The sequence below is a fragment of the Nocardia sp. No.11 genome, assembly GCF_038752175.1.
Lineage (GTDB): Bacteria > Actinomycetota > Actinomycetes > Mycobacteriales > Mycobacteriaceae > Nocardia > Nocardia canadensis.
In genome coordinates, this window is record NZ_JBCGFB010000032.1 from 1 (window position 1) to 13,256 (window position 13,256).

Consider the following 13,256-nt stretch of genomic DNA (forward strand, 5'->3'; position numbering starts at 1 on the left):
GCCCGCCACGGCCGCCGCCCCGACGAGGTCCTGCTGCTCGCCGGCGCCGCCGAGGGCTTCGCCCTGCTGCCCCGGCTCGCCCCGCGCCTGGCCGCGGTCGTTCACCCCTCCTTCACCGAGCCCGAGCTGGCGCTGCGGGAGGCCGGTGTCCCGGTGACGCGGGTGATCCTGGAACCGCCGTACACGCTCGACCCGGATCTCGTTCCCGAGGAGGCCGATCTGGTCGTCCTCGGCAATCCCACCAACCCGACCTCGGTACTGCACCCGGCGGCCGTCATCGCGGCGTTGCGTCGGCCGGGGCGTCTCGTGGTGGTCGACGAGGCGTTCGCCGACGCGGTCGCGGACGGCACCGTCGCGGGTGCGGCAGTGGACGGAGGACCCGGCGGCGGCCGGGAATTCGGCGGTACGGGCGACAACGTGGCCGGCGCTGCCCGGAACGTCGCGTCCGGTGCCGTGATGCGCGGCGCGGTGGCCGATCCTGGTGGTGCGCGGCCCGCGTCGTCGTCCGCGCGCCGGACGCCGGACCTGTCGTCGACCCCGAGTGCGCCGGACGCATCGTCCATCTGGACGGCGCCGGCCGTCGACGTGGAACCGGGAGCGCCGGTGCGATCGACCTCCCGACCGGGGTCGGATTCCCCGACGTCGCACATCGCCGGGGAACCGGAGTCGCTGGCCGCGCTGGCCGCCCCGGACGTCCTCGTCCTGCGCAGCCTCACCAAGACCTGGGCGCTGGCCGGACTGCGGTGCGGGTATGTGCTCGGCGCGCCGGAGGTGCTGGCCCGGCTGACCCAGGGCCGCCCGCACTGGCCGCTGGGCACGCTGCAGCTCGAGGCGATCATCGCCACCGCCGAACCGGCGGCCGTCACCGCGTCCCGTCGGCACGCCGACGAGATCGCCGTCGAACGCGCGGGCATGATCGAGCGCCTCACCGCCCTCGGTCTCGACGTGCACACCCCGGCCGCGGGCCCCTTCCTGCTGCTGCGCGTCCCCGACGGGGAACTGCTGCGCAAGCGCCTGGCCGACCGGGGCATCGCGGTGCGCCGGGCCGACACCTTCCCCGGGCTGGGGCCCGATCACCTGCGGGTCGCCGTGCGCGGTGCGGGCGAGGTCGATCGGTTGGTCGAGGGTTTGCGGGCCTCGCTGTGGTGACAAAAGCCGACTGGGCCCGTAGAGGCGGACTGGCCCGTGGTGGCCGCGGCGGGTGGTGCTGTGGTGCCGGAGGACCGGGTCGGGGCCACCGCAGGTCCCCGGCGCGAGTAGTGGAAAGCATTGTGGTGCAAGGTGATCCCGCCGCTTCGATGGTGTCGGGGTAAGGCAACGGAACGAAGGAGGCGGCGGTGACCGACCTGGCCGAACTGATCGGGGTACTCGACGCGGCGTACCCACCGCGGCTGGCCGAAACCTGGGATTCGGTCGGGCTCGTGTGCGGTGACCCGGGCCGGGAGGTGACCAAGGTGGTGTTCGCCGTCGACGCCACCGCCGCCGTCGTCGACGAGGCGATCGAGTGGGGGGCCCAGGCGTTGGTCGTGCACCACCCGCTGCTGCTGCGCGGCGTCGACACCGTCGCCGCCGACACCCCCAAGGGCGCGCTGCTGCACCGGCTGATCCGCTCCGGCTGCGCCCTGTTCTCCGCGCACACCAACGCCGATTCGGCCGACCCCGGCGTCTCGGACGCGCTCGCTGCCGCCGTCGGCCTCACCGTCACCGGCCCGCTCGACCCCAAGCCCGCTGCCGCCGTGGACAAATGGGTGATCCAGGTCCCGCAGACGCACACCGCCTCGCTCATGTCGGCACTGTTCACCGCGGGCGCGGGCGCGATCGGCGACTACCGCGAAGCCGCCTGGTACACCTCCGGCACCGGCCAGTTCCGTCCCCTGCCCGGCGCGAATCCGGCGATCGGGGCCGTCGGCACGGTCGAGACCGTCACCGAGGACGCCGTCGAAGTGGTCGCGCCGCCGACCTCCCGCCTGGCCGTCCTGGCGGCCCTGCGCGCGGCGCACCCGTACGAGGAACCGGCCTATCACGTCACCGAGCGCGCGCCGCTGCCGTCCTCGCTCGGCATCGGCCGCATCGGCGAACTCCCGGAACCCGAGACCCTGCGCGAGTTCACCGCCCGGGTCGGCGTCGGCCTGCCGCGCACCGTCTGGGGCGTGCGCGCCGCCGGTGATCCGGACCGCGTCATCCGGCGCGTCGCCGTCTGCGGCGGCGCGGGCGACTCCTACCTGAACGCGGCCGTCCGCGCGGGCGTCGACGCCTACCTCACCTCCGACCTGCGTCATCACCCCGTCGACGAACACCTGCGCCGCGGCGGCCCCGCCCTCGTCGACGCCGCCCACTGGGCCACGGAGTTCCCCTGGTGCGGGCAGGCGGAGCAGGTGGTCCGCGCGGCCCTGCCCGGGATCGAGACCCGCGTCTGCACCCTGCGCACCGACCCGTGGACGGTCACCGGCTGACCCCGCCGGGGAGCCCGGGCCCAGGTCCTCGGGTCATGGCGTACCCACACCGCGCGGCGCGGTACGGTTGACCAACCCATCCGTCCACCGTGTTCAGGAGTTCGTGCGCGTTGAATGTCGAACCGTCGGTCCAGTCCAAGCTGCTCCAGCTCGCCGCTGTCGATGCCGAGTTGACGCGGATCGCGCACCGCAGGAACGCGCTGCCCGAACAGCAGGAGGTGGCGCGCCTGGCGGCCGAGCGCAACGGCTACAAGGACGCCGCCGTCGCGGTCGAGATCGGCATCGACGATCTGGACCGCGACATCCGCAAGCTCGAGGGTGAGGTCGACGCCGTCCGCAAGCGTGAGGACCGCGACCGCGGCATGCTCACCGCGGGCACCGTCGCCGCCAAGCAGCTCTCCGAGATCCAGCACGAGCTGGGCAGCCTGGAGCGTCGCCGCTCGGTGCTCGAGGACGAGCTGCTGACCGTGATGGAACAGCGTGAGGCCATGGTCGCCGATCACGACCACGCGGGCGCCCGATTGAGCAAGGCCGATCAGGACCTCGCCGACGCCGAACGGCTGCGCGACGAGGCGATGGCCGATCTGGAAGTGGCCCAGCAGCGATGCGAGAACGACCGGGCCGGGCTGGTCGGCCTGTTCCCGGACGAACTGCTCGCCATCTACGACAAGCAGCGCGCGGCCCACGGCGTCGGCGCCGCCCTGCTGCAGGCCCGGCGCTGCGGCGCCTGCCGGATCGAGATCGATCGCGGCGAGATGCAGCGCATCGCCAAGGCCGCCCCCGACGCGGTCCTGCGCTGCCCCGAGTGCAGCGCGATCATGGTGCGTACCAAGGAATCCGGGCTGTAACCCGATGAACGAGGTGATCGTCGAGGCCGACGGCGGGTCGCGCGGCAATCCCGGCCCCGCCGGCTACGGCGCGGTGGTGTTCGCCGCCGATCATGTGCGGGTGCTGGCCGAGCGCAAGGAGTATGTCGGCGTCACCACCAACAACGTGGCCGAATACCGCGGTCTCATCGCCGGTTTGGCCGCCGCGGCCGAGCTCGGCGCGCGGGTGGTCACGGTCCGGATGGATTCCAAGCTCGTCGTCGAGCAGATGTCGGGACGCTGGAAGGTCAAGCACCCGTCGATGATTCCGCTCGCCGAGCAGGCGCGCGGGCTGGCCGCCGGGTTCGATCGGGTCACCTTCACCTGGATTCCGCGCGCGGAGAACTCCCACGCCGACCGATTGGCGAACGAGGCGATGGACGACGGCGCGGTCGTCGGCACCGTCCGCGACGCCGTGGCGGCCGGGCACGCGGCGGGCGACGAGGTCGCCGTGCCCGCCACCGAACCGCGCGATTCCGCTGCCGCCCAGCGTGTTCCGGCCGCCCCCGGCTGGACCGGCGCGGTCGGCAGGCCGACGCGGCTGTTGCTGCTGCGGCACGGCCAGACCGAGCTGTCGATCGAGCGCCGCTACTCCGGTCGCGGCAATCCGCCGCTGACCGATCTCGGCCGCGACCAGGCCGAGCGGGCCGCGAAGATGCTGGCCGCCAAGGGCGATATCGCCGCGGTGGTGACCTCGCCGCTGCAGCGGGCCCGCGCCACCGCCGAAGCCGCAGCGGCCGCGCTCGACGTGCCGCTGCGCGTGCTCGACGGGCTCATCGAGACCGACTTCGGCGACTGGGAGGGGCTGACCTTCGCCGAGGCCGCGCAGCGCGATCCGCAGCTGCACGCGGACTGGCTGGGCGACCCGTCGGTGCCCGCGCCCGGTGGCGAGAGCTTCGATCAGGTGCGCGAGCGGATCGAATCGGTGCGCCGCGATCTGGTGGGGCTGTATCCGGGCGAGAACATCGTCGTGGTCAGCCATGTCACGCCGATCAAGACCCTGCTGCAGCTGGCGCTCGGGGTCGGCCCGTCGCTGCTGTATCGCCTGCACCTGGACCTGGCCTCGCTGTGCATCGCGGAGTTCTACCCCGACGGCGGCGCTTCCGTCCGTCTGGTCAACGACGTCTCGTACCTTTAGCGCTGGCCGTCGGTCACCCGGGCGCGGTACGGTCGCCCCGGTTCGTGGTCGGCGTAACGACTATGCCCCGGCGCCCGAGAAGTCTCTCGGGCGTGCGGAGATGCCGCGGCCGTCGAGAAAGGTACTTGATGAGGTTTCTACGGATGGCGGCGTTCGCGGCGGCCATCGCGGGGGCGCTCACCGCGTCCGCTGGTGCGGGCAGCGTGTCGGCCGATCCGAGCGTGGTGCTCGGCGCGGCCTCGGGCATCGTCTTCGACAACAACTCCGGTTGCTCGCTGACCGCCATCGGCCACGACAACGCCGGTCGCCTGGTCGGCCTGACCGCCGGGCACTGCGCGCCGACGGGGGCTCGGGTCGGCGCCGAGCAGGCGCTCAACGCGGGCGTCATCGGCACCGTCGCCTTCTCCGACGACGGCGACTACCTGGACTTCGCGGTCCTGCAGCTGGACGCGTCGAAGGTCCTGCCGGTGCGCACCATCGGCCAGACCACCGTCGTCGGCATCGGCGGCGCGCCCGGCCCCGGCACCACCGTGTGCTCGGACGGTCGCACCAGCGGTCGCAGCTGCGGCGTGGTGTGGGGTGAGCTCGAAGGCACCTCGATCAACCAGTACTGCTCCCAGCCCGGTGATTCCGGCGGCCCGGTCGTCGTCGGCGACCGGCTGGTCGGCATGAACCAGGGCCGGCTCACCGGCCTGGGCCCCGTCGACTTCGATATCCCGTGCACCGGTGGCGCCAACCCGATCCACTCGCCCGCCTACTTCCAGCCCATCCAGGTCATCCTGGACGTGCTGAACCGGGCAGGCGGCGTCGGCGCGGGCTTCCAGCCGATCTGATCCCGGCTCGACCCGACAGGGGCGCATCACCGGCTCGGTGGTGCGCCCCTGTCGCCGTCTCCGCCCGAACTCGTCGCCGCGCCACCGGGCTGCACCGCGGTGTGCCTCGAATCGACCGAGGGCAACGATGCCGCCGAAAACCTCTACCGGTGACACGGTTTCGCACCGACCGGCCGACGCGGGCCGGTGGAACCGGGTGATCCGCGCACCGAGTTCGAGATGCGCCGCTCGCTCCGGCCCGGTCAGGGGGCGGCGGCCATGGCGCGCAGCGCGGTGGCGGTGGCGTCGTCGAGGGGGTAGAAGAACTCGATGGCCAGTTCGGAGAGGGTGACGTCGGCCGGGGCGCCGAAGGTGGCCATGGTCGAGAACATGGTGAGGGGGCCCAGCGGTGAGTTGATGCGGATCGGGACCTGGAACGGGCCGGTCGGCTCGGCGGTGCCGGGCGAATCAGCCGGTGCCGGATAGCTTCTGACCTCGTCGTAGAGGGCGCGCAGTCGCCTGTCTCCGGTGGCGCCGAGCTGGCGCAGGAGCCGTTCGAGGAACAGTTCGCGGACCTGGTGCAGGTTCTCCAGCCTGCGCGCGAGCCCGTCCGGATGCAGGACCAGCCGGAAGACGTTGGGGCGCGGGGTGAGCAGATGCTCGGGCACCCCGGCCATCAGCACGGGCATGGCGGCGTTGCCCGCCACCACATCCCACCAGCGATCGACCACCACCGCCGGATACGGCTCGTGCGCGGCGAGCATCGTCTCGATCGCGGCGCGCGCGGGCGAGAGCGCGACATCGTCGAGCGCGGACTCCCGGAACGCGGGCGCGAACCCGGCGGCCAGCAGCAGCGTATTGCGCTCCCGCAGCGGCACATCGAGGGTGTCGCACAGCCGCAGCACCATCGCTCGGCTCGGCTCGGCACGCCCGGTCTCGACGTAGGAAAGGTGCCGGGAGGAAGTGTCGGCGGCCAGCGCGAGGTCGAGCTGGCTGAGCTTGCGCCGCTGCCGCCACTCCCGCAGCAGCGGCCCGATCCGCGGATCCGTCATCGGCCCAGCGTATCCAGCGCGACCAAGGCCCGGCCATGACCTCGGAGGTCATTGCGAGCATGACCCGCGCCCCGCACAGTGGCCTCGTCACCCCCCGGAGAACAGGAGCCGACGATGACCACGATCACCGACCGACGCCGCGCTGGACTGCCCACCGTCCTGCGTGTAGACGGCTGGAGCACAGCGCTCTTCGGCGGCGGGCTGACCCTGTGCGCGCCACTGCTGCGCGCGCCGCTCGGTCTGCCGACCGCGCTGTCGCTGCTCTTCGGCGCCGTCATGATCACCGGCGGCGCGGCCCTGCTGTCCATCGCCGGTCACCGCCCGCATCGCTACGGCCGCGTGGTCGTCGCTGTCAACGCCGCCTCGGCCCTGGGCATGACGGCTCTGGCCTGTTCGGGTCTGCTGCCCCTGACCGCCCTCGGCATCGGCTTCCTGCTCACCGGCGCGGTCCTGGTCGCGACCTTCGCCGCACTCGAATTCGCGGGCCTGCGAGCGGCCCTCCGATGACGGCCACCCGCGGATCGATCAGCACGGACGGTGGGCGACGGCACCCGCGTCACCCCGGCTGGGAAGACCTACGGTGAGCTGAGGCCGCGTTCGTGCATGAGCAGCAGGCCGTACCCGGCTACCGCGTGGGCGTCGATGATCTCCCCGCGCAGGATCATCGCCTCGAACTGGGCGCGGGAGAACCACGCGGTGCGCATGTCCTGCTCCTCGGGTTCGCGCTGCGGCTCACCCGGGGTGAGGTCGGTGGCCAGGAAACAATGGCCACGCTGACTGGTCGAGGCCGGTGCGGTCGCCAGGATGCCCAGCGGCGTCATCCGCCCGGCTCGCAACCCGGTCTCCTCGCGCAATTCGTTGTGCGCCAGCTCGAGCGGCGACGGCGCCGTGCCCTGCGGGGGAGTGCCCGCGGGGAACTCCCAGTAGCGTTCGCCCAGCGGGTACCGGTACTGCTCGACGAGATGGAACCCCGCGCCGTCGAACGGGATCACCATCGCCCAGTCGACCTTGTCGACCACGGCGTAGATCCCCACCGACCCGTCGGACCGGCGAATGGTGTCCTCCCGCAGCCGCATCCACGGATTGGTGTAGATCGTGCGCGAGCTGAGCTGTTCCATGCCTCCATGGTGCCCGACTCGGGACTCGACATAGGGCAAGTGCCGGGCCTCGATCGAAGTATCCGTTCCGGTCGGCCTCTCGCCGGCGTATCCGGGTGGATGTCCGGCCATGACCTCGGAGGTCATTGCGGCGCCTGCCGATGGCACGGAAGGGTCGAACCGTCACTTCGAGACAGGAGACGGATATGACCACTCTCGGCGGGCCGATGGCCGAACCCGACGAGCGCGCCGTGCGCGCGCTGTTCGCCGCCCAAGCCGCGGCCTGGGCGGCCGGAGACGGCAGCGCCTTCGCCGACACCTTCACCGACGATGCCGATTTCGTCTCGGTCTTCGGTGAATTCGTCCAGGGCCGCGCGGAATTGGCGACCGTCATGCAAGCGGGGTTCGACGGCATGATGCGGGGCACCTGCCTGTCGGAGCCGGACGGGACGAGTCTGCGGTTCCCCACCCGCGATACCGCGGTGCTGGTGACCTATGGCGTGCGGCCCCTGCCGCCGGGCGCGCCGCGAACCGAACCGCAGGAGCGCAGCATCCAGATCCGAACCGCGGTGCGCACGGAACGAGGCTGGCGCTTCACCTCGTTCCAGAACACCCGGATCGCCGGCCGGCGCCCGCGCTGACGGGACCTCGGCGGGTTCAGGGACGCAACACCGACACCAGGAAATCGGTCTGGTCGCGCACGACCTGCTCGAAGACGTCGTCGAAGTACACGTCGAAGTGGCCGACCGGGTACTGCTTGACCACCGCGTGCTTGGTGCGCTCGGCCGCCTTGCGGGTCGGGCCGGCCGGGGCGACCGAATCGTTCTCGGCGATCGCGTAGAACACCGGTACCTTCAGCGCCTTCGCGCGGCGGCCCGGCGCGTCGAACAGGGTCGACAAGGCCACCCGCGCACCGACTTTCGGCCGGTAGGTCTCGCTCTCCTCGGCGAGCCTGCCGAATCCCTCCGGTACATCGGGCGCGCTCATCAGCGCCGCGGCCCGTTTGCGGCCCGCCAGCCGGATCCGCACGGGCTTGCGCCGGATCGGGCCGAACAGCAGGTCGGTGGCGGCGATGGTGGCGACCTTGGTGACGCTGATCGGTCCCTTCGCCATCGCCGAGGCCCACCCGCTGGTGAACGGTACCTGCGCGACCACCGCGGCGAGGTAGTCGTCGTCGGGCGCCACGGATAGCACGTGCCCGCCGCCGAACGAGGTGCCCCACAACGCGATTCGGGTCGCGTCGAACCCCCGGATGCTGCGCCCGTAGGCGATTGCGGCCTTCCAGTCCTGCCGCTGACGGGCGATGTTGAGCACCTGGCGCGGATCACCCTCGCTGGCGCCGAAATGCCGGTAGTCGAACGCCAGCACCCCCATCCCCGCCGCGGCGAACCGCCGCGCATATCGATCCAACCCCATTTCGCGGGTTGCCCCCAGCCCGTGTCCCATGATCACCAGCGGGCGCGGCCGGGGCGCACCGTCGGGCAGGTAGAGCCACGCAGCGCACTGCTGGTCACCCGAGGGGAAACTGACGTCGACACGTTCCATGGGTGATTACCGTACTGCGTTTTCGGGCGGCGCTCCCGGGGCCCTGCGCGGTCACGCGGGCTGCCGCCGCCGAGGCCGTCGTTCGCGCCACGGTACTCTGTACGAGCGGACGAGTCGGCCGGGCGACCGCGGTGACGAGAACGGGCGCGTGCGCGCCGCTGCTCGGTACCGAGGAAAGTCCGGACTCCACAGAGCAGGGCGGTTGCTAACGGCAACCCGGGGTGACCCGCGGGACAGTGCCACAGAGAACAGACCGCCGCACAGCACGTGCGGTAAGGGTGAAACGGTGCGGTAAGAGCGCACCAGCGCCCCGGGTGACCGGGGCGGCTCGGTAAACCCCGCCCGGAGCAAGGTCGAAGGTCGCACCTCACGGTGCGGCTGCGCAGGTGTTCGAGGGCTGCTCGCCCGAGCCTGCGGGTGGACCGCTCGAGGCACCCGGCGACGGTGTGTCCAGATGGATGGTCGCCCCCCGGTGTGAACCGGGGACAGGATCCGGCTTACAGGCCGGCTCGTCCGCCTGTCGAACGACGAGGCGGCGGCTCCCCCCAGGGGAACCGCCGCCCCGGTCGCGCCGGAATCCGGCTCAGCACATCAGCGTGGACATCTGGTAGATCGCCTTGGCCTCGTCCTCGGTCGCGGCGTCGGCGCCGTTCTTGGTGGCCTTGATGATCCCGGCGATGGTGTCGGCCTCGGACTTGCCCGCCTTGATGTCACCGCACGACTGGTTCAGCACGGTCGCGACGGCGGCATCGTCACGCCCGGCGGCCAGCTTCGGGAAGGCGTTGCGGTAGCTCACCACGAACATGCCCGCCTTGCTCGGATCGACCTTGTACTCGGGCGTCGTGGTGGCCGAGGAGCCCGCGGCGGCGGAAGAGGAGGAGTCGTCGCCGCAGCCGGTCAGAAGCAGGGCGAAGACGGTGGCGCTGGCCGCGAGAGCGGCGGTAGTTCTACTCACGCGCGGGATGCTAGCGCCCCAGAAAACAAGCCGCCTCCCGTGAGGTTAACGGGAGGCGACAGGTGCTCGATCTGCTCGGTGAGCTACGCGGGGTTGATCACCAACAGCTGGGCCCAGTAGGACGCCTGGTCCGGGCCGAGGATCGGCAACAGGTAATCGAAAATCAGCGACGACATACGCTCGGAACTCCCATTTATCGACGTGGGTGCCGCACTGCCCGGCAGCTGCCGGGTGTGCCGCCGACACAGTAACAACTGGCGGGACGAGCGCGGGAAAAGTGTGTCGCCTGCGTGAAAATGCGCTGGAAGTCGCCGGAAACGTGAGCGAGGTCATAGAGTGTTCGCCGTCGGCAGGGCTCGCTGCCCGGGTGGTGAGCCCAACACATTCGATCGCGGAAGCAGGTCACATTTACATGCGGGTAGTTCGTTCCATTGTCGCCGGTGCACTGATCGCCGGAGCCGCTGCGGTTTTCACCTCGCTGGGTGCCGGATCGGCGAGCGCGGTCGCGGTGACCCCGCTGGCGGGCGGGGTCCAGGTCGACCTCAGCCCGGCCGATACCGCCTGGGTCCACCAGACCCGGTTCGGTCTGACCGTCGCCGGTCTGCCGCACCCCTCGGCGGCCTCGTTCGGTCAGGCGCTCGACGCCGCGGCGACCGTCTCCTCGTCGGTCCCCAACGGTCGGGTCACCTTCACCGTGTACGGCCCGTTCGACCAGCTCAACGGCACCATGCTGGCACTGCAGTAGGCACTCGCTAACCTGCCAGGATGGAACTCCATCAGCGGATCGTCTCGGCGCCGGTCGACTTCGGCGCCATCCGTTCCGAATTCGGGCTGGCCTCGGACTATCCGGCCGAGGCCGTCTCGGAGGCCCGCGACGCGGTCGACGCGTTCGCGGGCACGCGGGTCGACCGGACCGACATCGAGTTCGTCACCATCGACCCGCCCGGCGCCATGGATCTGGACCAGGCGCTGCACCTCGAACGCACCCCCACCGGCTTCACCCTGCAGTACGCGATCGCCGATCTCGGCGCCGTGATCGTGCCGGGCGGTGCGCTCGCCCGGGAATCCGAAACCCGTGGCCAGACCTTCTACCTGCCCGACGGCAGCGTCCCGCTGCACCCGACGGTGCTGTCCGAGGGCACCGCCAGCCTGCTGCCCGGCGTGGACCGGCCCGCCGCGCTGTGGACCATCGACCTCGACGAACGCGCTGTCCCGCAGCGCTTCTCGGTCACGCGCGCGCTGGTGCGTTCCCGCGAGCGCTTCGACTACGCGCAGGTCCAGGCCGCCGCCGACGCGGGCACGCTGCACCCCTCGCTGGTCGCGCTGCCCGAGTTCGGCAGGTTGCGGATCGAGGCAGGCCTCGACCGAGGCGCGATCGCGTTGCGACTGCCCGCCCAGGATGTGGTGCGCCACGGCGACAACTGGCGCCTGGAACTGGAACCGCGCACCGCCGCCGACGACTGGAACGAGCAGGTCTCGCTGCTCACCGGCATGTGCGCGGCCCAGATCATGCTGGCGCACCAGGGCCCGGCGATCGGTCTGCTGCGCACCATGCCGCCGCCGCCCGACAGCGCGATCGCCTCGATGCGGCGCACCGCGGCCGCGCTCGGCGTCGCCTGGCCCGCCGACATGCCCGTCGGCCGACTGCTGGCCGGCCTCGACGCGAACACCCCCGCCGCCCTGGTCCTGATGTCGGAGGCGACGAGCCTGCTGCGCGGCGCCGGCTACACGCTGCTCGCCGACCTCGACCAGCCGACCGCGGATCAGCTCACCCACAGCGCGATCGGCGCCCCCTACGCCCACGTCACCGCCCCGCTGCGCCGTCTGGCCGACCGCTTCACCACCGAGATATGCCTGGCCCACTGCGCGGGCACCGAGGTCCCCACCTGGGTGATCGACGGTCTGGGGCCCGCCGCGGAAACCCTGCGCCGCACCGACTCCGTCGCGAGCAAGGTCGACCGCGCCTGCGTCGACCTGACCGAGGCGACCGTCCTGGCGCCCCGGGTCGGCACCGAGTTCCCGGCGCTGGTCCTGCGCGAAGCCAACGGCACCCGCGACGCCGAGATCTTCGTCAGCGAACCCCCGATCCTGGGCCGCTGCGCGGGCAAACCGCCGGAAGGCGAGCACGTCCCGGTCCGGCTCGTGACCGCCGATATCGCCACCCGCACCATCGGATTCGACTACGCCCGACCCTGATCCGACACCGGCGGGCAGGCTCGGGGTGGGGGCAGCCGTCGCAACCGCCGTCTCCTGGCCGGCGACACGACCTACCGGTGGGCCGTCTCGCATCGGCACGAGCTGACCGGCGAGGCCGGGTGTGGTCCGCACCCTGCTCGACCTCGCGTCGGCCGACGACGCGGGCTTCGACCGCACCAGGGAACTGGACGGCTGGCCGCTGCTCGACCGGGCGCTTCGGGAGCGGGACCGGGACCGGGACCGGGAGGACCGGTGTCCGTGACGAACCGACGCGGCCGACCGCTAGTCGGCGGCGGTGGCGAAGGCCGCGGCGGCGGGATAGTGGGCGATGGCTCGGCCCGCGGCGGATTCCTCGGTGTCGGCGAGGAGTTCGTAGAGGGTCGCGGTCGCGGTGGGCGACGTTGCGGCCGCGGCGAGGATGGCCTCGCGGGATTCGACGGCGTCACGGTGGTCGCCGAGGACGGTTTGCAGGCGTTTGGCGCGCGAGCCGAGGTCGGTCGCGTCGTCGCCGAGGACGGTGCCTGCCGCTTCGCAGGAATAGCGCAAGCGCTTGGCGCCCTTGCGGATATCGTGCAGAAGCTCGACGCGGTCGGCGGGGGCGGCGGTGGGTTCGGCGAGGACCAGTGCGCGCAGGCGCTTGCGGTCGCGACGCACGACGCCGTCGAAGACCTTGCGCGCGGGCGTGCGGGCCAGGTCGCGGTCCAGCGGGGGATCGGTGCGCCAGGCGGTCAGGGTTTTGCGCAGGCGCCGGTAGCGCTTGCCGTCGAGCGCGCTCAGCACCTCGGCGTGGGCGTCGGTGTAGGCATCGAGGGAGGCGCCGACCAGCGCTTGGGTGACCTCGTCGGGGACCTCGTCGTGCTCGGCGAGCAGGTCGACGAAGCGCTCGGCACGGACCTCGGCATCGCGGGCAACGCCGAGTAGATCGGCCAGCCACTTGAGCTCGGCCTCGGTGGCCGCCGCCCGCTTCGTGTGGAAGAGCCTGCGATAGGACCGCAGGACGCTGCGCAGGCGGCGGGTGGCCACGCGCATCTGGTGCACCGAGTCCTCGGCGTCGGCACGCACGTCGGGTTCGGCGGCGAGCAGCCGGTCGATGTCGTCCCGCAGTGCCGCGACGACGGCTTTGCCGGCCTTGGGCGCCATGA

15 protein-coding genes and 1 other RNA gene are annotated in these 13,256 nt (G+C 71.9%); 11 read left to right on the plus strand and 5 right to left on the minus strand.

The annotated features are described in order from the left end of the window. The 5 genes from V8688_RS12720 to V8688_RS12740 form a co-directional block, all read left to right on the plus strand. On the plus strand, positions 1-1,149 hold a 1,149-nt coding region (locus V8688_RS12720; protein ID WP_342800856.1), incomplete at its 5' end, for an aminotransferase class I/II-fold pyridoxal phosphate-dependent enzyme. Between the two features lie 188 nt (positions 1,150-1,337). Beyond that, positions 1,338-2,453 (plus strand): Nif3-like dinuclear metal center hexameric protein, encoded by a 1,116-nt coding sequence (locus tag V8688_RS12725; RefSeq protein ID WP_342800857.1) that lies wholly within the window; start codon positions 1,338-1,340, stop codon positions 2,451-2,453. Positions 2,454-2,563: 110 nt separating this feature from the next. Then, positions 2,564-3,301, plus strand: coding sequence for a C4-type zinc ribbon domain-containing protein (locus tag V8688_RS12730; protein ID WP_342800858.1), 738 nt, complete (start codon positions 2,564-2,566; stop codon positions 3,299-3,301). Between the two features lie 4 nt (positions 3,302-3,305). Next, the gene (locus V8688_RS12735; RefSeq protein ID WP_342800859.1) at positions 3,306-4,457 is read left to right on the plus strand and encodes a bifunctional RNase H/acid phosphatase; all 1,152 of its coding nucleotides are present in this window, start codon (positions 3,306-3,308) and stop codon (positions 4,455-4,457) included. A gap of 143 nt (positions 4,458-4,600) precedes the next feature. Next, complete coding sequence (locus V8688_RS12740) at positions 4,601-5,290, plus strand: S1 family peptidase (protein WP_218721884.1); 690 nt, start codon at positions 4,601-4,603, stop codon at positions 5,288-5,290. Positions 5,291-5,532: 242 nt separating this feature from the next. Here V8688_RS12740 and V8688_RS12745 read toward each other — a convergent pair whose 3' ends face one another. Then, a complete protein-coding gene (locus tag V8688_RS12745; protein WP_342800860.1) occupies positions 5,533-6,321 on the minus strand; it encodes a helix-turn-helix transcriptional regulator in 789 nt (262 codons plus the stop codon). A gap of 114 nt (positions 6,322-6,435) precedes the next feature. On the opposite strand from V8688_RS12745, the gene V8688_RS12750 reads away from it, so the two are divergent. Next, the gene (locus V8688_RS12750) at positions 6,436-6,828 is read left to right on the plus strand and encodes a hypothetical protein (protein ID WP_218721878.1); all 393 of its coding nucleotides are present in this window, start codon (positions 6,436-6,438) and stop codon (positions 6,826-6,828) included. 68 nt (positions 6,829-6,896) lie between these two features. Here the strand turns inward: V8688_RS12750 and V8688_RS12755 are convergent, their stop codons facing one another. Next, the gene (locus V8688_RS12755) at positions 6,897-7,439 is read right to left on the minus strand and encodes an NUDIX hydrolase (protein ID WP_218721876.1); all 543 of its coding nucleotides are present in this window, start codon (positions 7,437-7,439) and stop codon (positions 6,897-6,899) included. Between the two features lie 185 nt (positions 7,440-7,624). Here V8688_RS12755 and V8688_RS12760 point away from each other — a divergent pair, with 185 nt between their 5' ends. Further along, positions 7,625-8,059, plus strand: coding sequence for an SgcJ/EcaC family oxidoreductase (locus V8688_RS12760; RefSeq protein ID WP_255588704.1), 435 nt, complete (start codon positions 7,625-7,627; stop codon positions 8,057-8,059). Positions 8,060-8,075: 16 nt separating this feature from the next. Here V8688_RS12760 and V8688_RS12765 read toward each other — a convergent pair whose 3' ends face one another. Next, entirely contained in the window at positions 8,076-8,963 is an 888-nt protein-coding gene (locus V8688_RS12765) for an alpha/beta fold hydrolase (protein ID WP_218721874.1), read from the minus strand. 110 nt (positions 8,964-9,073) lie between these two features. Here V8688_RS12765 and rnpB point away from each other — a divergent pair. After that, positions 9,074-9,479, plus strand: an RNA gene (gene rnpB, locus V8688_RS12770) — RNase P RNA component class A. Between the two features lie 67 nt (positions 9,480-9,546). Here the strand turns inward: rnpB and V8688_RS12775 are convergent. Beyond that, positions 9,547-9,918 carry a hypothetical protein gene (locus V8688_RS12775; protein ID WP_342800861.1) on the minus strand — a complete coding sequence of 124 codons (372 nt, stop codon included), beginning with the start codon at positions 9,916-9,918 and terminating at the stop codon, positions 9,547-9,549. A 412-nt stretch (positions 9,919-10,330) separates the two neighbouring features. Here V8688_RS12775 and V8688_RS12780 point away from each other — a divergent pair, with 412 nt between their 5' ends. From V8688_RS12780 to V8688_RS12790, 3 genes are all read left to right on the plus strand, one after another. Further along, on the plus strand, positions 10,331-10,663 hold the full coding sequence (locus V8688_RS12780) for a hypothetical protein (RefSeq protein WP_218721870.1): 333 nt from the start codon (positions 10,331-10,333) through the stop codon (positions 10,661-10,663). Between the two features lie 20 nt (positions 10,664-10,683). Next, positions 10,684-12,114, plus strand: coding sequence for an RNB domain-containing ribonuclease (locus V8688_RS12785; protein WP_342800862.1), 1,431 nt, complete (start codon positions 10,684-10,686; stop codon positions 12,112-12,114). A 121-nt stretch (positions 12,115-12,235) separates the two neighbouring features. After that, on the plus strand, positions 12,236-12,376 hold the full coding sequence (locus V8688_RS12790; protein WP_342800863.1) for a hypothetical protein: 141 nt from the start codon (positions 12,236-12,238) through the stop codon (positions 12,374-12,376). A 20-nt stretch (positions 12,377-12,396) separates the two neighbouring features. Here V8688_RS12790 and V8688_RS12795 read toward each other — a convergent pair whose 3' ends face one another. Then, entirely contained in the window at positions 12,397-13,254 is an 858-nt protein-coding gene (locus tag V8688_RS12795; protein ID WP_342800864.1) for a CHAD domain-containing protein, read from the minus strand. Between the last annotated feature and the right edge of the window lie 2 nt (positions 13,255-13,256).

Coding starts and splice junctions, on each gene's coding strand:
- V8688_RS12750 (WP_218721878.1), top strand. CDS start 6,436: ATGACCACGATCACCGACCGACGCCGCGCTGGACTGCCCACCGTCCTG.
- V8688_RS12765 (WP_218721874.1), bottom strand. CDS start 8,963: ATGGAACGTGTCGACGTCAGTTTCCCCTCGGGTGACCAGCAGTGCGCT.
- V8688_RS12735 (WP_342800859.1), top strand. CDS start 3,306: ATGAACGAGGTGATCGTCGAGGCCGACGGCGGGTCGCGCGGCAATCCC.
- V8688_RS12795 (WP_342800864.1), bottom strand. CDS start 13,254: ATGGCGCCCAAGGCCGGCAAAGCCGTCGTCGCGGCACTGCGGGACGAC.
- V8688_RS12755 (WP_218721876.1), bottom strand. CDS start 7,439: ATGGAACAGCTCAGCTCGCGCACGATCTACACCAATCCGTGGATGCGG.
- V8688_RS12760 (WP_255588704.1), top strand. CDS start 7,625: ATGACCACTCTCGGCGGGCCGATGGCCGAACCCGACGAGCGCGCCGTG.
- V8688_RS12780 (WP_218721870.1), top strand. CDS start 10,331: ATGCGGGTAGTTCGTTCCATTGTCGCCGGTGCACTGATCGCCGGAGCC.
- V8688_RS12785 (WP_342800862.1), top strand. CDS start 10,684: ATGGAACTCCATCAGCGGATCGTCTCGGCGCCGGTCGACTTCGGCGCC.
- V8688_RS12745 (WP_342800860.1), bottom strand. CDS start 6,321: ATGACGGATCCGCGGATCGGGCCGCTGCTGCGGGAGTGGCGGCAGCGG.
- V8688_RS12740 (WP_218721884.1), top strand. CDS start 4,601: ATGGCGGCGTTCGCGGCGGCCATCGCGGGGGCGCTCACCGCGTCCGCT.